At 52.6% G+C, this 21,188-nt stretch carries 19 protein-coding genes, 1 tRNA gene and 2 rRNA genes; 18 read left to right on the plus strand and 4 right to left on the minus strand.

The window, feature by feature from the left end; all coding sequences use genetic code 11:
* The first annotated feature begins 203 nt into the window (after window positions 1–203).
* The 11 genes from aroQ to ACW9E7_RS18270 all read left to right on the plus strand — a co-directional run bounded on the left by aroQ (window position 204) and on the right by ACW9E7_RS18270 (window position 10,229).
* Entirely contained in the window at window positions 204–656 is a 453-nt protein-coding gene (gene aroQ, locus ACW9E7_RS18220) for a type II 3-dehydroquinate dehydratase (RefSeq protein WP_023309405.1), read from the plus strand.
* 21 nt (window positions 657–677) lie between these two features.
* Window positions 678–1,139, plus strand: a complete 462-nt coding sequence (accB, locus tag ACW9E7_RS18225; RefSeq protein WP_010436174.1) for an acetyl-CoA carboxylase biotin carboxyl carrier protein — start codon at window positions 678–680, stop codon at window positions 1,137–1,139.
* A 10-nt stretch (window positions 1,140–1,149) separates the two neighbouring features.
* A complete protein-coding gene (accC, locus tag ACW9E7_RS18230; protein WP_003860388.1) occupies window positions 1,150–2,499 on the plus strand; it encodes an acetyl-CoA carboxylase biotin carboxylase subunit in 1,350 nt (449 codons plus the stop codon).
* A gap of 108 nt (window positions 2,500–2,607) precedes the next feature.
* On the plus strand, window positions 2,608–2,850 hold the full coding sequence (locus ACW9E7_RS18235) for a YhdT family protein (RefSeq protein WP_458728185.1): 243 nt from the start codon (window positions 2,608–2,610) through the stop codon (window positions 2,848–2,850).
* Entirely contained in the window at window positions 2,840–4,291 is a 1,452-nt protein-coding gene (gene panF, locus ACW9E7_RS18240; protein ID WP_274243320.1) for a sodium/pantothenate symporter, read from the plus strand. The genes ACW9E7_RS18235 and panF overlap by 11 nt, the downstream gene beginning before the upstream one ends.
* An 11-nt stretch (window positions 4,292–4,302) precedes the next feature.
* Window positions 4,303–5,184, plus strand: coding sequence for a 50S ribosomal protein L11 methyltransferase (gene prmA, locus ACW9E7_RS18245; protein WP_458728186.1), 882 nt, complete (start codon window positions 4,303–4,305; stop codon window positions 5,182–5,184).
* A 128-nt stretch (window positions 5,185–5,312) separates the two neighbouring features.
* Window positions 5,313–6,053, plus strand: a complete 741-nt coding sequence (locus tag ACW9E7_RS18250) for a carbonic anhydrase (RefSeq protein WP_127732844.1) — start codon at window positions 5,313–5,315, stop codon at window positions 6,051–6,053.
* A gap of 330 nt (window positions 6,054–6,383) precedes the next feature.
* A complete protein-coding gene (gene dusB / locus ACW9E7_RS18255; protein ID WP_023309409.1) occupies window positions 6,384–7,349 on the plus strand; it encodes a tRNA dihydrouridine synthase DusB in 966 nt (321 codons plus the stop codon).
* Between the two features lie 23 nt (window positions 7,350–7,372).
* Window positions 7,373–7,669: a DNA-binding transcriptional regulator Fis gene (gene fis / locus ACW9E7_RS18260; protein ID WP_000462905.1), complete on the plus strand. Its 297-nt coding sequence runs from the start codon at window positions 7,373–7,375 to the stop codon at window positions 7,667–7,669.
* 178 nt (window positions 7,670–7,847) lie between these two features.
* Window positions 7,848–8,012 (plus strand): DUF2556 family protein, encoded by a 165-nt coding sequence (locus ACW9E7_RS18265; protein ID WP_008502862.1) that lies wholly within the window; start codon window positions 7,848–7,850, stop codon window positions 8,010–8,012.
* A 138-nt stretch (window positions 8,013–8,150) separates the two neighbouring features.
* Window positions 8,151–10,229 carry a putative bifunctional diguanylate cyclase/phosphodiesterase gene (locus ACW9E7_RS18270; protein WP_458728187.1) on the plus strand — a complete coding sequence of 693 codons (2,079 nt, stop codon included), beginning with the start codon at window positions 8,151–8,153 and terminating at the stop codon, window positions 10,227–10,229.
* Here the strand turns inward: ACW9E7_RS18270 and envR are convergent.
* Entirely contained in the window at window positions 10,148–10,864 is a 717-nt protein-coding gene (gene envR / locus ACW9E7_RS18275) for an acrEF/envCD operon transcriptional regulator (RefSeq protein WP_133295229.1), read from the minus strand. The genes ACW9E7_RS18270 and envR overlap by 82 nt on opposite strands.
* A gap of 385 nt (window positions 10,865–11,249) precedes the next feature.
* Here envR and ACW9E7_RS18280 point away from each other — a divergent pair, with 385 nt between their 5' ends.
* The 7 genes from ACW9E7_RS18280 (at window position 11,250) to ACW9E7_RS18310 (ending at window position 20,663) form a co-directional block, all read left to right on the plus strand.
* Window positions 11,250–12,386 (plus strand): efflux RND transporter periplasmic adaptor subunit, encoded by a 1,137-nt coding sequence (locus ACW9E7_RS18280; protein WP_136195020.1) that lies wholly within the window; start codon window positions 11,250–11,252, stop codon window positions 12,384–12,386.
* Between the two features lie 11 nt (window positions 12,387–12,397).
* Window positions 12,398–15,511 carry an efflux RND transporter permease subunit gene (locus tag ACW9E7_RS18285; RefSeq protein ID WP_252093507.1) on the plus strand — a complete coding sequence of 1,038 codons (3,114 nt, stop codon included), beginning with the start codon at window positions 12,398–12,400 and terminating at the stop codon, window positions 15,509–15,511.
* A 304-nt stretch (window positions 15,512–15,815) separates the two neighbouring features.
* Window positions 15,816–16,037 carry a lipoprotein gene (locus tag ACW9E7_RS18290; RefSeq protein WP_008502867.1) on the plus strand — a complete coding sequence of 74 codons (222 nt, stop codon included), beginning with the start codon at window positions 15,816–15,818 and terminating at the stop codon, window positions 16,035–16,037.
* A 473-nt stretch (window positions 16,038–16,510) separates the two neighbouring features.
* Window positions 16,511–17,536, plus strand: coding sequence for an amino acid ABC transporter substrate-binding protein (locus ACW9E7_RS18295; RefSeq protein WP_047071242.1), 1,026 nt, complete (start codon window positions 16,511–16,513; stop codon window positions 17,534–17,536).
* A gap of 66 nt (window positions 17,537–17,602) precedes the next feature.
* On the plus strand, window positions 17,603–18,784 hold the full coding sequence (locus ACW9E7_RS18300) for an amino acid ABC transporter permease (protein ID WP_133295232.1): 1,182 nt from the start codon (window positions 17,603–17,605) through the stop codon (window positions 18,782–18,784).
* A gap of 9 nt (window positions 18,785–18,793) precedes the next feature.
* Window positions 18,794–19,897, plus strand: a complete 1,104-nt coding sequence (locus tag ACW9E7_RS18305) for an amino acid ABC transporter permease (protein ID WP_133295475.1) — start codon at window positions 18,794–18,796, stop codon at window positions 19,895–19,897.
* Window positions 19,898–19,904: 7 nt separating this feature from the next.
* Entirely contained in the window at window positions 19,905–20,663 is a 759-nt protein-coding gene (locus tag ACW9E7_RS18310) for an amino acid ABC transporter ATP-binding protein (RefSeq protein WP_014171880.1), read from the plus strand.
* Between the two features lie 106 nt (window positions 20,664–20,769).
* On the opposite strand, the gene rrf (ACW9E7_RS18315) is transcribed toward ACW9E7_RS18310, so the two are convergent.
* The 3 genes from rrf (ACW9E7_RS18315) to rrf (ACW9E7_RS18325) form a co-directional block, all read right to left on the minus strand.
* Window positions 20,770–20,885, minus strand: a 5S ribosomal RNA gene (rrf, locus tag ACW9E7_RS18315).
* A 43-nt stretch (window positions 20,886–20,928) separates the two neighbouring features.
* Window positions 20,929–21,004: transfer RNA gene (locus tag ACW9E7_RS18320), tRNA-Thr, on the minus strand.
* A gap of 14 nt (window positions 21,005–21,018) precedes the next feature.
* Window positions 21,019–21,134: ribosomal RNA gene (gene rrf, locus ACW9E7_RS18325) — 5S ribosomal RNA — on the minus strand.
* Window positions 21,135–21,188: the final 54 nt, after the last annotated feature.

Raw genomic sequence — 21,188 nt, forward strand, 5'->3', positions numbered from 1 at the left:
CCGGTCAACCGCAAATCTTTTTCGGATAGCGGTTGATAATCTTCCCTGATAAGACCAGTATTTAGCTGCTAAATGCTACGAAATCGTTATAATGTGCGACCTTGGTTCGCCTGACAGCGGTTTTAAGCCTCTGAAAAGGTGACATTTGCGTTTCGAAGGTATATTTTGTTTTTTACCCGAAAATCGCAGGAGATAGCGGCATAATGACTGATAAGTTCCATATCTTAGTTTTGAACGGACCGAACCTGAACATGCTCGGCACCCGTGAGCCAGAGAAGTACGGCACGCTGACATTGAGTGAAATTGTTAACCGTCTTGGAACGGAAGCAGCGTCGCTGAATGTGGATTTGGATCATTTTCAGTCGAATGCGGAGTACGCACTCATCGACCGTATTCATCAGGCTAAAGACAATGTGGACTATATCCTGATCAATCCGGCCGCGTTTACGCACACCAGTGTTGCTATCCGCGACGCACTTCTCGCGGTGAGTATCCCGTTTATCGAGATCCACCTGAGTAATGTGCACGCCCGAGAGCCGTTCCGTCACCATTCGTATCTGTCGGATATCGCTGCTGGCGTTATCTGTGGACTGGGCGCAGACGGCTATTCATACGCTTTACAGACAGCGGTAAAACGCTTGTCACAATCACACTAAACAAGAGTACGGAACCCACTCATGGATATTCGTAAGATTAAAAAACTGATCGAGCTGGTTGAAGAATCAGGCATCTCCGAACTGGAAATTTCTGAAGGCGAAGAGTCTGTACGCATCAGCCGTGCAGCCCCAGCCGCTAGCTTCCCGGTAATGCAGCAGGCTTATGCTGCGCCAGTGCAGCAGCCTGCGCTCTCCGCAGCCGTTGCACCAGCAGCTGAAGCCGCACCTGCCGCTGCAGCAGAAATCAGTGGTCACATCGTACGTTCCCCAATGGTTGGTACTTTCTACCGCACCCCGAGCCCTGACGCGAAGGCGTTCATCGAAGTGGGTCAGAAAGTCAACGTCGGCGATACCCTGTGCATCGTAGAAGCGATGAAAATGATGAACCAGATCGAAGCAGACAAATCAGGTACTGTGAAAGCGATTCTGGTCGAAAGTGGTCAGCCGGTTGAATTTGACGAGCCGCTGGTCGTCATCGAGTAACGAGGCGTACATGCTGGATAAAATTGTTATCGCCAACCGCGGCGAGATCGCACTGCGTATTCTTCGTGCCTGTAAAGAACTGGGCATCAAGACCGTCGCTGTGCACTCAAGCGCGGATCGCGATTTAAAACACGTATTGCTGGCGGATGAGACGGTCTGTATTGGCCCGGCTCCGTCCGTAAAAAGCTATCTGAACATCCCGGCTATCATCAGTGCCGCTGAAATCACCGGCGCGGTGGCAATTCATCCGGGTTATGGCTTCCTCTCTGAGAACGCCAACTTTGCTGAGCAGGTTGAACGCTCTGGCTTCATCTTCATCGGCCCGAAAGCCGACACCATCCGCCTGATGGGCGACAAAGTGTCTGCAATCACCGCCATGAAAAAAGCCGGTGTTCCAACCGTACCAGGCTCTGACGGCCCTCTGACCGACGACATGGATGCTAACCGTGCTCATGCTAAACGCATTGGCTATCCGGTTATCATCAAGGCGTCCGGCGGCGGCGGCGGTCGCGGTATGCGCGTTGTGCGTAGCGATGCTGAACTGGCGCAGTCCATCTCCATGACCAAAGCAGAAGCGAAAGCCGCTTTCAGCAATGACATGGTGTACATGGAAAAATACCTGGAAAACCCACGCCACATCGAAATTCAGGTGCTGGCTGACGGTCAGGGTAACGCAATCTATCTGGCAGAACGTGACTGCTCTATGCAGCGTCGTCACCAGAAAGTGGTCGAAGAAGCACCAGCGCCGGGCATTACTCCGGAACTGCGTCGCTACATCGGCGAGCGTTGCGCTAAAGCGTGTGTCGATATCGGCTATCGTGGAGCGGGTACCTTTGAGTTCCTGTTCGAGAACGGCGAGTTCTATTTCATCGAAATGAACACCCGTATTCAGGTTGAGCACCCGGTTACCGAAATGATCACCGGCGTTGACCTGATCAAAGAGCAGCTGCGTATCGCTGCAGGCCAGCCGCTTTCCATCAAGCAGGAAGAAGTTGTGGTGAAAGGCCATGCGGTAGAATGCCGTATCAACGCCGAAGACCCGAACACCTTCCTGCCAAGCCCGGGCAAAATCACGCGTTTCCACGCGCCGGGTGGCTTTGGCGTGCGCTGGGAGTCTCATATCTACGCCGGTTACACCGTACCGCCGTACTATGACTCAATGATCGGCAAGCTCATCTGCTACGGCGAAAATCGTGACGTGGCGATTGCCCGCATGAAGAACGCCCTGCAGGAGCTGATCATCGACGGTATCAAAACCAACGTTGATCTGCAGATGCGCATCATGAGCGACGAGCACTTCCAGAATGGTGGAACTAACATCCACTATCTGGAGAAAAAACTCGGTCTGAACGAGAAGTAAGAGACCTGTGTTGCTAAAAGGCCGGATTATCCGGCCTTTTTTATTTCTGGGGCCTGGAAAGGCTCATCATGTACAATCCCCGCTTTCTTCATCCACAAGGGACAATAAATGAACAAACGTTTTGTTCAGGCCCATAAAGAAGCGCGCTGGGCGCTGTGGCTGACCCTTCTCTATCTCGCAGCATGGTTGGTAACTGCTTACTTACCTGACTCCGCTATTGGCTTCACCGGCCTGCCGCACTGGTTCGAAATGGCGTGCCTGCTGGTACCGCTGGTCTTCATCCTGCTGTGCTGGGCAATGGTGAAATTCATCTATCGCGATATCCCGCTGGAGGACGATGATGCAGCTTGAAGTCATTCTGCCGCTTATCGCTTACTTGTTAGTGGTGTTTGGTTTATCCGTTTACGCCATGCGTAAAAGAACGACGGGCACCTTCCTGAACGAGTATTTTCTTGGTAGCCGCTCGATGGGCGGCGTCGTGCTGGCCATGACGCTGACCGCGACCTACATCAGTGCCAGTTCGTTTATCGGCGGACCCGGAGCAGCCTATAAATATGGGTTAGGCTGGGTGCTTCTGGCGATGATCCAGCTTCCAGCCGTCTGGCTCTCACTGGGCATACTGGGCAAAAAATTTGCCATTCTGGCGCGCCGTTATAATGCCGTGACGCTCAATGATATGCTGTTTGCCCGCTATCAGAGCCGTTTACTGGTGTGGTTGGCCAGCTTAAGCCTGCTGGTGGCCTTTATTGGCGCAATGACGGTGCAGTTTATCGGCGGGGCACGTCTGCTGGAAACGGCGGCCGGGATCCCCTACGAGACAGGCTTGATCATCTTCGGAGTCAGCATTGCGCTGTATACCGCGTTCGGCGGATTCCGAGCCAGCGTGCTGAACGATACGATGCAGGGATTGGTGATGCTTGTTGGCACCATTGTTCTGCTGGTGGGCATTGTGCATGCTGCTGGTGGCCTGAGCCACGCAGTCGAAACGCTGGAAACCATCGACCCGAAACTGGTCTCTCCGCAGGGCGCAGATGACATCCTTTCGCCAACCTTTATGACCTCGTTCTGGGTGTTGGTGTGCTTTGGAGTGATTGGCCTGCCGCATACCGCCGTGCGCTGTATCTCTTACAAAGACAGCAAAGCCGTGCACAGAGGTATCATTATCGGCACTATCGTGGTTGCGATCCTGATGTTTGGTATGCACCTGGCGGGCGCGTTAGGCCGGGCAGTTATTCCTGACCTTACCGTACCCGATCTGGTTATCCCAACCCTGATGGTTAAAGTGCTGCCGCCATTTGCCGCCGGGATCTTCCTCGCCGCCCCGATGGCCGCCATTATGTCGACAATCAACGCTCAGCTGCTGCAAAGTTCCGCTACGATCATTAAAGATCTCTATCTGAACCTGCGTCCTGAGCAGGCAGAGAATGAACGGCGCCTGAAGCGCATGTCGGCCATTATTACTCTGGCGTTAGGGGCATTGCTGCTGTTAGCCGCATGGCGCCCGCCTGAGATGATCATCTGGCTGAACCTGCTGGCGTTTGGTGGGCTTGAAGCGGTATTCCTGTGGCCGCTGGTGTTAGGGCTCTACTGGGAGCGTGCAAACGCTGCGGGCGCGCTGAGCGGCATGATTGTCGGCGGTGTGCTGTACGCCGTCCTTGCAACGTTTAAGATTCAGTACCTGGGCTTCCATCCGATTGTGCCTTCGTTACTGCTGAGTTTACTGGCGTTTGTGGTGGGAAACCGTTTCGGTCAGCCCCTCCCACAGCCCGCTATGATTTCTACTGATAAATAAAGAGTTTTGCCATGCCGTGGATCCAACTAAAACTGAACACAACCGGCGCTAACGCCGAGGAACTGAGCGATGCGCTGATGGAGGCCGGTTCGGTCTCTATCACCTTCCAGGACACGCATGACACGCCGGTCTTTGAGCCGTTGCCGGGCGAAACCCGCCTGTGGGGTGATACCGACGTTATTGGCCTGTTTGATGCCGAAACCAACATGAAAGAGGTTGTCGCGATTCTGGAGAATCATCCTCTGCTGGGTGCGGGTTTTGCCCATAAAATCGAACAGCTGGAAGATAAAGACTGGGAACGCGAGTGGATGGATAACTTCCACCCGATGCAGTTCGGCAAACGCCTGTGGATCTGCCCGAGCTGGCGCGACGTTCCTGATGATAACGCGGTTAACGTCATGCTCGATCCGGGCCTGGCGTTTGGTACCGGCACTCACCCAACCACGTCCCTGTGCCTGCAGTGGCTGGATGGTCTGGATCTGGACGGTAAGACAGTGATCGACTTCGGCTGTGGATCCGGGATCCTCGCGATTGCTGCCCTGAAGCTGGGCGCGGCAAAAGCTATCGGGATCGATATCGATCCGCAGGCGATTCAGGCCAGCCGTGACAACGCCGAGCGTAATGGCGTTTCCGATCGACTGGAGCTGTATTTGCCGGATGCGCAGCCAGAAGCGATGAAAGCCGACGTGGTGGTCGCAAACATTCTGGCGGGCCCACTGCGCGAGCTGGCCCCGCTAATCAGCGTGCTGCCCGTTGAGGGCGGTCTGCTGGGGCTTTCCGGTATCCTGGCAAGCCAGGCCGACAGCGTATGTGAAGCCTACGCCGATCTCTTTGCCCTCGATCCGGTCGTGGAAAAAGAAGAGTGGTGCCGCATCACCGGCCGTAAAAAATAAGAATCTGGCGTGGTCATCTGACCACGCCTTTCTCCCTTTGATAATCCTCTCTCCCCCGGTCATTCTTCGGTAAAATAACCACACAAATCACGTTGGTTTGTATTACAAAAATTCACCGGAAGAATATGATGAAACACATTACAGGCAAGGCAGCGCTGCTGGCTCTGAGCATGATCTCGGCTTCAGCATTTGCATCACACTGGAACTACGAAGGGGAAGGTTCACCGGAACACTGGGGCGAGCTGGACGAGGCCTACAAGACCTGTCAAAGCGGGATGAACCAGTCTCCGATTAATATTGATTCCACCGCTAACGCCCATCTTTCCCCGCTGCAAACCCACTACGTTGATGGCCCTGTTACACTGACAAACAATGGCCATACCATTCAGGCTGGTGAACAGGCTGACACCCGCGATACCCTTACTCTTGATAAGCAAACCTGGACGTTACAACAGTTCCATTTTCACGCGCCGAGCGAAAATACCGTGCATGGCAAAAGGTACGCGATGGAAATGCATCTGGTTCATAAAAATGCCGGCGGGGAACTGACGGTGGTGGCGGTCATGTTTGATAAAGGGGCCGCAAACCCGGAGCTTGAAAAACTGTGGCGCGTTATGCCTCAGCAGGCCGAGCAGAACATCTCCATCAAACAGGATCTCAACCTGAACAAACTGCTGCCGAAAGATAAAACGTACTGGCGCTTTAGCGGTTCACTGACCACCCCGCCGTGTTCAGAAGGCGTCACCTGGATTGTGCTTAAGCAACCCTTGACGGTTTCTGCAGAACAACTTGCCAGATTCACCGGGACAATGCATCACGATAATAACCGTCCGGTACAGTCTCTGCATGGGCGTGTTGTGGTCGAATAACGCCCATCCAGAGGCTAAAGATCATGTTCTAAAATGCGACGCAGATCGCAAAGAAGACGGGAAATCTGCTGCTAAAAACAGCAGATTATCCCGCTCAGGTAAGCCCTTTATTCAGAAATGATGAGAAGTTACGGGAAATTGTAAGCGCCCATAAAATAGTCATTCTCGCATAACACAATGATTTAAATAGTGAATAATTCTTAACGGAAAGATTGAGCGGCGATTCCTTGATCTACAACAGTGGATTGTTCAAAGTTTGGCCTTTCATCTCGTGCAAAAAATGCGTAATATACGCCGCCTTGCAGTCACAGTATGGTCATTTCTTAACTCATGCGCATCGGACACCACCAGCTTAGAAATCGCCTGATCGCAGCCCCAATGGCAGGTATTACAGACCGGCCGTTCAGGACGCTGTGCTATGAGATGGGAGCCGGTTTAACCGTATCCGAGATGATGTCGTCTAACCCGCAGGTTTGGGAAAGCGATAAATCCCGCCTTCGGATGGTGCACGTTGATGAACCAGGTATTCGCACCGTGCAAATTGCCGGAAGCGTGCCTGAAGAGATGGCAGATGCCGCGCGAATTAACGTGGAAAGTGGTGCCCAAATTATTGATATCAATATGGGGTGCCCGGCCAAAAAGGTGAATCGCAAGCTTGCAGGTTCAGCCCTTCTGCAATACCCCGACCAGGTGAAAGCTATCCTGACGGCGGTTGTCAGCGCGGTGGACGTTCCTGTTACGTTGAAGATTCGCACGGGTTGGTCGCCGGAACACCGTAACTGTGTAGAGATTGCCCAACTGGCCGAAGACTGTGGCATTCAGGCCCTGACCATTCATGGACGCACTCGCGCCTGTTTGTTCAACGGCGAAGCTGAATACGACAGCATTCGGGCAGTTAAGCAGAAAGTTTCCATTCCGATTATCGCGAATGGCGACATAACTGACCCGCTTAAAGCCAGGGCTGTACTCGACTATACGGGAGCTGATGCTCTGATGATAGGACGTGCAGCTCAGGGAAGACCCTGGATCTTCCGGGAAATCCAGCATTATCTGGACACTGGGGAGCTGCTTGCCCCGCTGCCTCTGGCAGAGGTTAAGCGCTTGCTTTGTTCGCATGTTCGGGAACTGCATGACCACTACGGTCAGGCAAAAGGGTACCGAATTGCGCGTAAACACGTCTCCTGGTATCTCCAGGAGCACGCTCCAGATGACCAGTTTCGGCGCACATTCAACGCCATAGAGGATGCCAGCGTACAGCTGGAGGCGTTGGAGGCATACTTCGAAAATCTTGCGTAATGAAATAAAGAGCTGACAGAACTATGTTCGAACAACGCGTAAATTCTGACGTACTGACCGTTTCTACCGTTAACTCTCAGGACCAGGTAACTCAAAAACCCCTGCGTGACTCGGTTAAACAGGCACTGAAGAACTATTTTGCTCAACTGAATGGTCAGGATGTTAATGACCTGTATGAGCTGGTACTGGCTGAAGTTGAACAGCCACTGTTGGACATGGTGATGCAATACACCCGCGGTAACCAAACCCGCGCTGCGCTGATGATGGGTATCAACCGTGGTACTCTGCGTAAGAAACTGAAAAAATACGGCATGAACTGATACTAATCAGTTGAATGCTTGTTTAAAAAGGCGCTCTTCGGCATGGGGAAGCGCCTTTTTTATTCCCCAGCTTCAGTCCGTCAACGCTTTGTAAACCTTAACTTATCCCGCTTTAAAACCGCAGATTTTGGTGTATATTTCTCCCACCTTACTGGCGATCTTCTCGCGGAATGACACAATGATTCGTAAATACTGGTGGCTGGTTGTCTTTGCAATCTCCGTTCTCATTTTCGATGCACTCCTGATGCAGTGGATTGAACTGATGAGCACCGAAACCGATAAGTGTCGCAATATGAACTCCGTGAATCCCCTTAAACTCGTGAACTGCTCAGAGCTCGACTAAGCGCCCGATTGCGCAAATCACCTGTTATTACCCACTAAAAACGGGGATTTAAATCCCTTTGAGCCATTACCTGACGGTGATAATGTCTCGCCCTTCTCAACCGCTCTAGCGTAACCCCACACTCGAGTAGAACCGTCCATGCTGGTCAGCCAATACAACCATATCCTTGTCGTCCTCTCCTTTGTTGTTGCCATCCTTGCTGCGTATACCGCACTGAATATGGCTGCACGCGTTGCCGGAAGCGAGGGCGTCGCTGCCCGCGTCTGGCTGGCTGGCGGCGGTATTGCTATGGGTATTGGCGTGTGGGCCATGCATTTTATCGGCATGCTGGCGATGGACCTCTCCATGAGCATGAGCTACAACGCCACCCTGACGGTGTTATCTATGATCATCGCCGTGGGGTCGTCGCTATTTGCGCTATGGCTCGTTAGCTGCGAGCAATTACGCCTGCGCCGACTGCTGCCCGGAGCGTTGGTGATGGGAAGCGGTATAGTTGCAATGCATTACACCGGTATGGCGGCGCTGGAAGTGATGCCCGGGATTATCTGGGACAAGGTCTGGGTGGCCATTTCGGTCGCGATTGCGCTTGCCGCTTCACTCGCGGCGTTATGGCTGACCTTCCGCCTGCGCCACGAAGCCGCGCAGGTCGTGCTGATGCGCATGGGTGCCGCCATCACGATGGGAATTGCCATTGCCGGTATGCACTATGCCGGGATGAAAGCGGCGCAGTTTCCGATGTCCACAATGGTTCACCATGATGGTATCAACGGGAGCTGGCTGGCGGTGCTGGTCAGCGTCGTCGCGCTCTCTATTCTTGGGATCACCCTGCTGGTCTCGATGCTGGATGCCCGCCTTCAGGCTCGTACCGCCCTTTTGGCCTCGTCGCTTGCAGAAGCTAACCGGGAACTCGCTCAACTGGCTCTACACGATACCCTCACGCGTCTGCCCAACCGTATCCTGCTGGAAGACAGACTCGATCAGGCCATCAGCAAAGCCGATCGTGAAAGAACCCATTTTGCCCTGATGTTCATGGATCTTGACGGCTTTAAAGCCATCAATGATGCCTACGGCCATGATGTCGGTGACAGGCTGCTGGTCGCCGTTACACAGCGTCTGCTGCTTCTCCTGAAAGGCCAGTTCACCCTTGCACGTATTGGCGGTGATGAGTTTGTTCTGCTGGCAGAGGGAGAAGGTCCGGACGACGCGGCGTCGCTGGCGAATTCGCTGGTACGCGCGATCGATAGTCCATTCAATCTCAGTCCCTATGAACTGGTGGTTACCCTCAGCATTGGTATTGCGCTGTACCCTCACGACGGCAAAACCGAGCGTGAGCTGATGTTTAACGCCGACGCGGCGATGTATCACACGAAGCATATGGGCCGTAACGGTTACCATTTTTTCCAGCCCTCCATGAACACCCTGGCGCAGACCCATCTCCAGTTAATGAACGATTTGTGGATGGCAATCGAGCGCAATGAGCTGCGCCTGCTTTATCAGCCAAAATTCAACGCCCCCGCGGGTCCTGTCCTCGGATTCGAGGCGTTATTACGCTGGCAGCATCCTAAGCAGGGGTTACTGACCCCTGACCTTTTCCTGCCGCTGGCGGAAAAAACGGGGCTGATCATCCCCATAGGCAACTGGGTGATTAATGAAGCCTGTCGCCAGCTGCGGGAATGGCATCTGCAGGGGCATCAAAGCTGGTCAATGGCGGTAAACCTGTCGACACTGCAGTTTGAACAACCTTCGCTGGTTAAAACGGTTCTCGACTGCCTGGCACTTCACCAGGTGCCACCGGAATTGTTGATCCTCGAAGTGACGGAAACCACGGCGATGAGCAACCCGGATGAGAGCGTACGAGTGCTGACAGAGCTGACGGATGCGGGGGTGAAAGCCTCCATTGATGATTTTGGCACCGGATATTCAAGCCTGCTGTACCTCAAACGCTTACCGGCCTGCGAACTAAAAATCGACAGGGCGTTTGTACAAGAGCTTAGCGGGGAGAGTGAGGATGCGACTATTGTCTCAGCGATTGTAGCCCTTGCAAAAACACTTAACCTGAAAGTCGTGGCTGAAGGTGTAGAAACCGAAGCGCAGCAGGCCTTTTTGACCGAGCTAGGCTGTAACACCCTTCAGGGTTATCTGTTAGGTAAACCCGTCAGCGCGGAAACCATCGAAGCACTTTGTGCCCGAGGGGAAATGTTACCTGCCGCTGAGTAGTAAGCATCATCAGGCGACACGCGAATGACAGGAAGTGTCGCCAGAATGCTATCAACTAGGGCGGGGGCCTGCTGATAAAGATTAAAACTGTCGGTACTCATTAGCCAGTTTTTAATTATTCCGCTAAAAAACCCGTGGAATACAATCAAGGTGAGATCAACATTCACCTTTGGCGAAATGATATTCCGCGAAATACAGGTCTCCAGCGTGGCACGGAGCGTATCATCATTAAATCCAATACGTTTTCTGATTTCATGCTCTGAAATCATATCACCGCTAAATTCACACTTATGATACAGAATTTGTAAAAGCGCACATTGCCGGGGTTCATGGGCAATATACTGCAGCGCAGTAATAAACTGCTCACGAAGTTTTAACAAGGGATCGTCACTATCGGAAAGGGGAAGCCTGTCGCGGATAATGTCGCGAAGGGGTAATTGCTGTTCCCAGATGGCATTAAATATTTCAGATTTACTGGTGAAGTGCCAGTAGATAGCGCCGCGCGTCACCTTAGCAGCATCAGCGATATCCGTCAGCGTCGTGCTGGCTACGCCACGCGTCGCAAACTGTCCGATAGCCGCCTCAATCAGTTTCTGCCGGGTTTGTTGAGCTTCTTCTTTCTTTTTACGCGCCATAGGCAACTACTCGTGACTCAGAAGGTTTAAAGGTAATATTGCGTTCATGCAAATGTAAGTATTCACTAAAATCCGTTTTAATTTTGCACAAAAAAAGTCACCTCTATTAATTTATAATTAATACAAATACATTAAATCAATTAAATTGGCGGCATGAATAACAAGAAGTATTAAACTCACTTACCTGATTAATATACATGAAGTATACCCCTGAATGGACATGGTCTGATTCTGATTTTTTCTGTAAGCATGGTCATTCGCACTTATAAATTAAAAAAGATTAAATACCCTCATTATTATACGCAGCTACATTTTATTTTTTATCCCTCTGCCCCGCTACCGATTCGCGGCATATATCGGTTTATGGGTATTTAAAGGAACAGTAATGACGAATCATTTCAGACGCTTGCCCTTATCCGGTTTCATTGTCTGCGCGGTACTGCTCACTGGATGCGATGGTCAGGAAAATCAACAACACCTGCAGGCACCTCAGGTCAGCGTGCATATTGTGCAAAGCGCGCCTCTGGCTGTCACCACTGAACTCCCGGGAAGAACAGATGCGTTCCGCGTTGCAGAGGTTCGTCCGCAGGTTAGCGGTATCATCCTGCGCCGCAACTTCACGGAAGGTAGCGATGTAAAAGCCGGGGATTCGCTTTATCAGATTGATCCTGCAACCTATCAGGCGGCATACGATAACGCGAAAGGCGAGCTGGCGAAGGCCCAGGCGGCGGCCAATATTGCGCACCTGACGGTGAAACGTTATCTCCCGCTGGTCGGCACACAGTATGTCAGCAAGCAAGAGTATGACCAGGCCGTCGCCACGGCCCAGCAGGCAGATGCCAGCGTCGTCGCCGCCAAAGCGGGCGTTGAAAGTGCACGAATCAATCTTGCTTATACCAAGGTGACGTCTCCCGTCGATGGTCGCATCGGCAAATCCAGCGTGACGGAAGGGGCGCTGGTGACGAACGGACAAACCGCTGCACTGGCAACGGTCCAGCAGCTCGATCCTATTTATGTCGATGTCACCCAGTCCAGCAATGATTTTATGCGCCTTAAACAAACGAGCCTGCAAAAAGGCGGTAACGCCAGCAGCGTTGAGCTACTGATGGAGAACGGACAGCCCTATCCGCTGAAAGGCACATTGCAGTTCTCTGACGTCACGGTGGACGAAAGTACCGGCTCGATTACCCTGCGCGCCATTTTCCCGAATCCTCAACATCTGCTGTTACCCGGCATGTTCGTTCGCGCCCGCATTGATGAAGGTACGCAGCCGGATGCGATTCTGGTTCCCCAGCAAGGCGTGACCCGCACGCCGCGAGGCGAAGCCACCGTGATGGTGGTGAACGATAAAAACCAGGTTGAGTCGCGTACCGTCGTTGCGCCTCAGGCGATTGGGGACCGCTGGCTGGTAACCGAAGGGCTGAAAAACGGTGACCGCGTGATCGTCAGCGGGCTACAGAAAATCAGACCGGGGGTAACCGTCGTCGCCACGCCGGATACCACAACGACTCCAGCCGGTTAAGGGACGACGACATGGCTAATTTCTTTATTCAGAGACCGGTTTTCGCCTGGGTACTTGCTATCATTTTGATGATTGCTGGCGGGCTGGCCATTCTCAAACTCCCCGTCGCACAGTACCCAACCATTGCACCTCCCGCCGTGGCGATATCCGCGACCTACCCTGGAGCTGACGCTCAAACGGTACAGGATACCGTGACTCAGGTTATAGAACAGAACATGAACGGTATCGATAACCTGATGTATATGTCATCCACCAGCGATTCAGCGGGCAACGTCACCATCACTCTGACCTTCGAGTCAGGAACCGATCCGGATATCGCTCAGGTACAAGTGCAAAACAAGCTGCAGCTCGCCATGCCGCTGCTGCCGCAAGAGGTGCAGCAGCAAGGGATCGGCGTGGAGAAATCCAGCAGCAGCTTCCTGCTGGTCGCCGGTTTTGTTTCTGACAACAAAAATCTCACGCAGAACGACATCTCTGATTACGTCGCCTCAAACGTCAAAGATGCCATCAGCCGAACGTCTGGCGTTGGCGACGTGCAGCTGTTTGGTGCTCAGTATGCGATGCGCATCTGGCTCGACAGCAACGCGATGAACAAATACCAGCTGACGCCGCTGGATATTATCAGCCAGCTGAAAACGCAGAACGACCAGATAGCGGCAGGCCAGCTGGGCGGAACGCCGTCCATTCCCGGTCAGCAGCTGAATGCCTCGATCATCGCGCAAACTCGCCTGAAATCACCGGGGGAATTTGGCCGCGTGACGCTCAAGGTGAATCAGGACGGCTCGATGGTTCATCTTAAGGATGTGGCTCGCATTGAGCTCGGTGGCGAAAACTACAACATGGTCACTAAAATCAACGGGCAGGCGGCAACCGGTCTCGGGATCAAGCTGGCAACCGGAGCAAATGCGCTGGACACTGCGGCTGCCATTAAGAGCAAGCTGACGCAACTGCAGCAGTTCTTCCCACAGGGTCTGAAAGTTGTCTATCCCTATGACACCACGCCTTTTGTAAAAATCTCTATCCACGAAGTGGTGAAGACCCTGTTTGAAGCAATCATTCTCGTCTTCCTGGTCATGTACCTCTTCCTGCAAAACCTGCGGGCAACGCTCATCCCGACTATCGCGGTGCCGGTCGTTCTGCTGGGTACCTTCGCGGTTCTGGCGGCATTTGGTTTCTCCATCAATACCCTGACGATGTTCGGCATGGTGCTGGCGATAGGTCTGCTGGTCGATGACGCTATCGTGGTCGTTGAGAACGTTGAACGCGTCATGGTCGAGGATAACCTGCCGCCCAAAGAGGCCACGCAGAAGTCGATGGAGCAGATCCAGGGTGCGCTGGTAGGGATCGCCATGGTGCTCTCGGCGGTCTTTATTCCAATGGCCTTTTTTGGCGGCTCGACTGGAGCAATATATCGCCAGTTCTCACTGACTATCGTGTCCGCTATGGCGCTGTCGGTACTGGTTGCGCTAATCCTGACGCCCGCACTCTGCGCAACGTTGCTTAAGCCCGTATCCGACGACCATCGTCAGAAAAAAGGTGGCTTTTTCAGCTGGTTTAATGCGCTCTTTGATAAAAGCGTGGAGCACTACAGCAACAGCGTGAGCGGTATTTTGCGCAAGACAGGGCGCTATCTGGTGGTGTACGTCATCATCGTCGGTGGGATGGCGGTGCTCTTCCTGCGCTTACCTACCTCCTTTCTGCCCGAAGAGGATCAGGGGGTGTTCATGACGATGGTTCAACTCCCGGCAGGTGCAACTCAGACGCGTACTCAACAGGTGCTCGACCAGGTACAGGACTATTACCTGAACAAAGAGAAGGCGAACGTCCAATCCGTCTTTACCGTAAATGGCTTTAGCTTTAGCGGCCAGGGTCAGAACGCCGGCATTGCCTTCGTCAGCCTGAAGCCCTGGGAGGAACGCCCGGGACAGAAAAACGGCGTTGAGGCGATTGTCGGTCGCGCGACTAAAGCCTTCAGTCAGATTAAAGATGGCCTCGTGTTCCCGTTTAACCTGCCTGCAATTATCGAACTGGGTACCGCTACGGGCTTCGATTTTGAATTGATCGATCAGGCTAACCTGGGGCATACCCAGCTGACTCAGGCGCGTAACCAACTGCTTAACATGGTGAAAGAGCACTCTGATCTGCTGGTTAGCGTGCGTCCTAACGGTCTTGAAGATACGCCCCAGTTCAAGCTGGATGTCGACCAGGAGAAAGCACAGGCGCTGGGCGTCAGTCTTTCTGACGTCAACCAGACGATTTCAACGGCCTTAGGTGGCACCTATGTGAACGACTTTATCGATCATGGGCGCGTGAAAAAAGTCTACGTACAGGCCGACGCAAAATTCCGTATGTTGCCAGGAGATATTAACAACCTTTACGTGCGCAGCGCGAATGGAGAAATGGTCCCTTTCTCAGCCTTTAGCAACGCTCGCTGGGTCTATGGTTCACCCCGACTGGAGCGCTATAACGGGATGCCCTCTATGGAGATCCTCGGTGAGTCAGCCCCGGGTAAAAGTACCGGTGAGGCTATGGCTATGATGGAAAGCCTCGCGGCAAAACTGCCTTCCGGTATCGGATATGACTGGACGGGGATGTCTTATCAGGAGCGGCTTTCGGGTAACCAGGCACCTGCCCTGTACGCCATTTCACTGATCGTGGTGTTCCTGTGTCTGGCAGCGCTGTATGAAAGCTGGTCCATTCCGTTCTCCGTTATGCTGGTTGTGCCGCTGGGGGTCATTGGGGCGCTTCTCGCAGCGTCGCTGCGTGGATTAAACAATGACGTCTATTTCCAGGTCGGCCTGCTGACGACGATTGGTTTATCGGCGAAAAACGCCATCCTGATCGTCGAATTTGCTAAGGACCTGATGGAGAAAGAAGGCAAAGGCATCATTGAAGCCACACTGGAGGCGTCAAGGATGCGCCTTCGACCGATCCTGATGACTTCCCTGGCTTTTATCCTTGGCGTCATGCCGCTGGTGATCAGCTCCGGGGCCGGGAGCGGCGCGCAAAACGCCGTCGGTACGGGCGTGATGGGGGGAATGCTTTCCGCAACGCTTCTGGCGATTTTCTTCGTGCCCGTCTTCTTTGTGGTTGTCCGTCGACGCTTTACCCGTCATAAAGATTAACATTTCACTAAAAAGGCACCTCGGGTGCCTTTTTTATTTTTAAGATAAACAATCAATTAGGCATTAAGCAAAAGTCATGTTAAAAATACGATGATTTGCATTAAGTAAAAACACTCTATTACCCCTTCATAATGTCTCCATTAATTCGTCCTGAAAGCGACTTTTCTCCACGATTTTTACAAACTACATAATTTGAGATTATTCCTCGTGTAACGTGGACTTACCCCGGTGGTAAAATAACCTCCGGTTCGTTAATTGCCCTCCTGGCTTTATAGCGGACGAGAAATAATACTGAGGTAACATCATGAAAAGATTCATTTCCGTTGCACTACTCGCTGCGCTGCTTGCTGGTTGCGCGCACGACTCTCCATGTGTACCGGTTTACGACGACCAGGGCCGACTGGTTCATACCAATACCTGCATGAAAGGCACCACCCAGGATAACTGGGAAACTGCGGGTGCTATCGCCGGCGGTGCTGCCGCAGTGGCAGGTTTGACGCTGGGTATTGTTGCCCTGACGAAGTAACAGCTGTTAAGAAAGCGCGGCTCTGGCCGCGCTTTTGCTTTTAATCAGTGCACTATTTTCAAATAAGTAAAAAAATAGCCCCGTATTTATTCGCGCTGTTCATTTCATCCTGAAACCAGTCACATCTTTTTCGTATACTCATTTAAATTACGGGTTCTATTGTGATGATTTTCACACATTAATATTATTGACTACCCTGCCAATATTCACGCTGGAAACTATCTTGTCTTTTTCCTGACGCGACTCAAAACTTTTGCTCCAATTTGTGGCACAGGTTGTAATTTCGCACCGTTTCAGGGCGCTCGTTTTATTTAAGCCTGTCTACACTCAGCATTAAGCGTTCACTCATCTCTTATTTTGTCGAACGCAAAACTGGCATTACGTTTGCTTTATAAACGTTGGCCAACGCCACAGACAGGTAAAGCGTTTAAAAACGCCTCTATAACGATAAATTTCGCCACACAGGATGCATTATGAAAAAGACGATGATAGCCAGCCTGGCCGCTGCAGGCATGATGTTTGCCGTAGCCGGTCAAGCCCATGCGGGAACGACACTGGATGCCGTTAAAAAGAAAGGTTTTGTTCAATGCGGTATCAGTGACGGTTTGCCTGGCTTCTCTTATGCCGATGCGAACGGCAAATTTACCGGTATCGATGTGGACGTCTGCCGTGGCGTTGCTGCCGCCGTTTTTGGTGATGACAGCAAAGTAAAATATACCCCGCTGACGGCGAAAGAACGCTTTACGGCGCTGCAGTCCGGTGAGGTTGACATGCTCTCCCGTAATACCACCTGGACTTCCTCCCGCGACGCAGGGATGGGGATGTCATTCACGGGCGTGACCTATTATGACGGTATCGGCTTCCTGACCCACAATAAAGCGGGCCTGAAAAGCGCCAAAGAGCTGGATGGCGCTACCGTTTGTATTCAGGCGGGCACCGATACCGAGCTGAACGTCGCCGATTATTTCAAAGCAAATAACATGAAATACACGCCAGTGACATTCGACCGCTCGGATGAGTCGGCCAAAGCGCTGGAATCCGGCCGTTGCGACACGCTGGCCTCTGACCAGTCACAGCTGTATGCCTTACGCATTAAGCTGAGCAATCCTGCAGAATGGATTGTTCTGCCTGAAGTGATCTCCAAAGAACCTCTCGGGCCGGTGGTACGTCGTGGCGATGAAGACTGGTTCTCCATTGTTCGCTGGACGCTGTTTGCCATGCTGAACGCAGAAGAGATGGGCATCAACTCGAAAAACGTGGATGAGAAAGCGGCTAAACCATCCAACCCGGATATGGCACACCTGCTGGGTACAGAAGGTGATTTCGGCAAGGATCTGAAGCTGGATAACAAGTGGGCCTACAACATCATCAAACAGGTGGGCAACTACTCTGAGATCTTTGAACGCAACGTGGGATCGGAAAGCCCGCTGAAGATCAAACGCGGCCAGAACAATCTCTGGAACAACGGCGGTATTCAGTACGCACCACCAGTACGTTAAGTCATAGCTGTAACGGGCACTGCTCCGGCAGTGCCCACTCCAGAGTCATGGTTACTGAGGTTTCTTATGTCCCATCGCCGCTCAGCCGTAAAAGGATCGCTATCCTTTTCTCATCCCGCGGTCCGCGCCTGGCTATTCCAGATTATTGCTATTGTTGCGGTTGTTCTCATCGCCGTGTATCTCATCCATAACACCATCACCAACCTGAATAATCGCGGCATTACCTCCGGTTTCGCGTTTTTAGATCGCAGCGCGGGGTTTGGCATTGTTCAGCATCTTATTGATTACCAGGAAGGTGACACGTATGGACGCGTGTTCGTGGTCGGTTTACTGAATACGCTGTTGGTATCGGCGCTTTGTATCGTCTTCGCGTCGATTCTGGGCTTCTTTATTGGTCTGGCGCGTCTTTCTGAAAACTGGCTCCTGCGGAAGCTGTCGACTGTTTATATTGAAACGTTCCGCAATATCCCCCCGCTCCTGCAGATCTTCTTCTGGTATTTTGCCGTATTGCGTAACCTACCCGGCCCCCGTCAGGCCGTCGACGCGTTTGAGCTTTTTTTCCTGAGCAACCGTGGGTTGTCTATCCCTTCTCCTCTGCCGGGTGAAGGTCTGTACGCTTTTATCGGCGCGATTGTGATAGCGTTTGCTCTGTCTGCCGGGGCATTCCGTTTTAACCGCAAGCATCAGATCAAAACCGGTCAGCTTCGCAGAACCTGGCCCACGGCAGTTATCCTGCTCGTTAGCCTGCCGCTGGTGGCACACTGGCTGTTTGGGGCCGCGTTGCACTGGGATGTTCCACACCTACGAGGCTTTAACTTCCAGGGTGGAATGGTGTTAATTCCCGAGCTGGCAGCTCTAACATTGGCGCTGTCGATTTATACTTCCGCGTTTATTGCCGAGATTATTCGTGCCGGGATCCAGGCCGTACCTTACGGGCAGCACGAAGCGGCACGCTCGCTGGGATTACCCCATACCGTGACGCTTCGCCAGGTCATCATCCCGCAGGCTTTACGGGTCATCATTCCGCCTCTGACCAGCCAGTATCTCAACATCGTTAAAAACTCGTCGCTGGCCGCCGCTATTGGTTATCCGGATATGGTGTCACTCTTCGCCGGAACCGTGCTTAACCAGACCGGACAAGCCATTGAAACCATCGCCATCACGATGTCTGTCTATCTGATCATCAGCCTGGTGATTTCATTGCTGATGAACCTCTATAACCGTCGTATAGCACTGGTCGAGCGCTAAGGATTTATGATGACAAAAGCGATACTGTCGCACTCCTCGCGCCCTGCCAACTCGACAGGTGGACGTTTCATTCTCTGGGCGCGCAAGAACCTGTTCTCCAGCTGGAGTAACAGCCTGCTGACGATTGTCTGCCTGTGGCTCATGTGGGAATTGATTCCTCCCCTGCTGAACTGGGCATTTTTACAGGCCAACTGGGTCGGTTCAACTCGGGCAGACTGTACAAAAGCCGGCGCCTGCTGGGTGTTTATCCATGAACGCTTCGGTCAGTTCATGTATGGGCTGTATCCCCACGAACAGCGCTGGCGGATTAATCTGGCGCTGATTATCGGCCTGATATCTGTCGCAGTCATGTTCTGGAAAAAGCTGCCTCACCGTGGACGCTATATTGCCGTCTGGGCGGTGGTTTATCCGATTATTGTCTGGGTGCTGTTGTATGGCGGTTTCCTGGGGCTGGAACGCGTTGAAACACGCCAGTGGGGCGGGCTGACGCTGACGCTGATTATCGCTTCTGTGGGGATAGCCGGTGCGCTACCGTGGGGGATTTTACTGGCCCTGGGACGGCGTTCAAAAATGCCGATTGTACGCGTGCTCTCCGTTATCTTCATTGAGTTCTGGCGCGGCGTCCCGCTTATTACCGTTCTCTTTATGTCGTCGGTCATGCTGCCGCTATTCATGGCAGAAGGCACAACGATCGACAAACTGATCCGTGCCCTGGTCGGGGTAATTCTCTTCCAGTCCGCCTATGTCGCTGAAGTCGTACGTGGTGGTCTGCAGGCGTTGCCTAAAGGGCAGTACGAAGCGGCGGAATCACTGGCTCTCGGCTACTGGAAAACGCAGGGGCTGGTCATTCTTCCCCAGGCACTCAAGCTGGTCATCCCGGGTCTGGTCAACACGATCATTGCCCTCTTCAAGGATACCAGCCTGGTGATCATCATTGGATTGTTCGATCTCTTTAGCAGCGTGCAACAGGCGACCGTTGACCCAGTCTGGCTGGGTATGTCCACCGAAGGATATGTCTTTGCTGCCCTGATCTACTGGATCTTTTGTTTTAGCATGTCGCGCTACAGCCAGCATCTGGAAAAGCGCTTTAACACCGGGCGTACACCGCACTGAGGAAATTATGAGCCAAATAACTATGACACCCGCCGACGCGATGATTACGCTGGAAAATGTGAATAAATGGTACGGACAGTTTCATGTCCTGAAGGACATTAATCTTAAGGTAAAGCAGGGAGAACGCATCGTCCTTTGCGGCCCTTCTGGCTCCGGGAAATCCACAACCATTCGCTGTATTAATCATCTTGAAGAACATCAGCAAGGACGCATTGTGGTTGATGGTATCGAGCTGAATGAAGATATCCGCAATATCGAACGCGTGCGTCAGGAAGTGGGTATGGTCTTTCAGCACTTTAATCTGTTTCCGCACCTGACCGTTCTGCAGAACTGTACGCTTGCACCGATTTGGGTACGGAAGATGCCGAAAAAGGAAGCCGAGGCGTTGGCAATGCACTACCTGGAGCGAGTGCGCATCGCAGAGCATGCCAATAAGTTCCCTGGCCAGATATCGGGTGGCCAGCAGCAGCGTGTGGCTATCGCCCGTTCTCTGTGTATGAAACCGAAAATTATGCTGTTTGATGAACCGACATCTGCCCTCGATCCGGAAATGGTGAAAGAGGTTCTGGACACCATGATTGGGCTGGCACAATCCGGCATGACCATGCTGTGCGTGACGCATGAGATGGGTTTTGCACGAACCGTCGCCGATCGGGTGATCTTTATGGACCGTGGGGAGATTGTTGAGCAGGCGCCACCGGATGAGTTCTTTGCGCATCCGAAGTCAGAGCGTACGCGAGCATTCCTGTCGCAGGTGATTCATTAATCAGCAGTTTTTGCCCGGTAGCGCTGCGCTTACCGGGCTTACGGTTTTCACGAGAATCATAACGCAAAAAGGCCATCCTTTCGGATGGCCTTCTCACTTATTTGATGTCTGGCAGTTCCCTACTCTCACATGGGGAGACCCCACACTACCATCGGCGCTACGGCGTTTCACTTCTGAGTTCGGCATGGGGTCAGGTGGGACCACCGCGCTAAAGCCGCCAGACAAATTCTTTTACTTCTTGCCGAACTTTAACCTAAGTATAAAGTGGTGCTGATACCCAGAGTCGAACTGGGGACCTCACCCTTACCAAGGGTGCGCTCTACCAACTGAGCCATATCAGCACGCTAAATTTGATGCCTGGCAGTTCCCTACTCTCACATGGGGAGACCCCACACTACCATCGGCGCTACGGCGTTTCACTTCTGAGTTCGGCATGGGGTCAGGTGGGACCACCGCGCTAAAGCCGCCAGGCAAATTCTGTTAATCTGTATCAGGCTGAAATTTGATTGTTCTGTCTCTTCGCCA

This window comes from Enterobacter sp. H2G27, assembly GCF_054403075.1.

What these genes read in the sequence shown, in the direction of transcription:
- ACW9E7_RS18290 (WP_008502867.1), top strand. Translation starts at nt 15,816, where the DNA reads ATGAAAAGATTCATTTCCGTTGCACTACTCGCTGCGCTGCTTGCTGGT.
- ACW9E7_RS18270 (WP_458728187.1), top strand. Translation starts at nt 8,151, where the DNA reads ATGCTGGTCAGCCAATACAACCATATCCTTGTCGTCCTCTCCTTTGTT.
- ACW9E7_RS18305 (WP_133295475.1), top strand. Translation starts at nt 18,794, where the DNA reads ATGACAAAAGCGATACTGTCGCACTCCTCGCGCCCTGCCAACTCGACA.
- ACW9E7_RS18265 (WP_008502862.1), top strand. Translation starts at nt 7,848, where the DNA reads ATGATTCGTAAATACTGGTGGCTGGTTGTCTTTGCAATCTCCGTTCTC.
- prmA (WP_458728186.1), top strand. Translation starts at nt 4,303, where the DNA reads ATGCCGTGGATCCAACTAAAACTGAACACAACCGGCGCTAACGCCGAG.
- ACW9E7_RS18310 (WP_014171880.1), top strand. Translation starts at nt 19,905, where the DNA reads ATGAGCCAAATAACTATGACACCCGCCGACGCGATGATTACGCTGGAA.
- ACW9E7_RS18250 (WP_127732844.1), top strand. Translation starts at nt 5,313, where the DNA reads ATGAAACACATTACAGGCAAGGCAGCGCTGCTGGCTCTGAGCATGATC.
- aroQ (WP_023309405.1), top strand. Translation starts at nt 204, where the DNA reads ATGACTGATAAGTTCCATATCTTAGTTTTGAACGGACCGAACCTGAAC.
- ACW9E7_RS18300 (WP_133295232.1), top strand. Translation starts at nt 17,603, where the DNA reads ATGTCCCATCGCCGCTCAGCCGTAAAAGGATCGCTATCCTTTTCTCAT.
- ACW9E7_RS18295 (WP_047071242.1), top strand. Translation starts at nt 16,511, where the DNA reads ATGAAAAAGACGATGATAGCCAGCCTGGCCGCTGCAGGCATGATGTTT.
- envR (WP_133295229.1), bottom strand. Translation starts at nt 10,864, where the DNA reads ATGGCGCGTAAAAAGAAAGAAGAAGCTCAACAAACCCGGCAGAAACTG.
- panF (WP_274243320.1), top strand. Translation starts at nt 2,840, where the DNA reads ATGCAGCTTGAAGTCATTCTGCCGCTTATCGCTTACTTGTTAGTGGTG.
- fis (WP_000462905.1), top strand. Translation starts at nt 7,373, where the DNA reads ATGTTCGAACAACGCGTAAATTCTGACGTACTGACCGTTTCTACCGTT.
- accB (WP_010436174.1), top strand. Translation starts at nt 678, where the DNA reads ATGGATATTCGTAAGATTAAAAAACTGATCGAGCTGGTTGAAGAATCA.
- dusB (WP_023309409.1), top strand. Translation starts at nt 6,384, where the DNA reads ATGCGCATCGGACACCACCAGCTTAGAAATCGCCTGATCGCAGCCCCA.
- accC (WP_003860388.1), top strand. Translation starts at nt 1,150, where the DNA reads ATGCTGGATAAAATTGTTATCGCCAACCGCGGCGAGATCGCACTGCGT.
- ACW9E7_RS18235 (WP_458728185.1), top strand. Translation starts at nt 2,608, where the DNA reads ATGAACAAACGTTTTGTTCAGGCCCATAAAGAAGCGCGCTGGGCGCTG.
- ACW9E7_RS18285 (WP_252093507.1), top strand. Translation starts at nt 12,398, where the DNA reads ATGGCTAATTTCTTTATTCAGAGACCGGTTTTCGCCTGGGTACTTGCT.
- ACW9E7_RS18280 (WP_136195020.1), top strand. Translation starts at nt 11,250, where the DNA reads ATGACGAATCATTTCAGACGCTTGCCCTTATCCGGTTTCATTGTCTGC.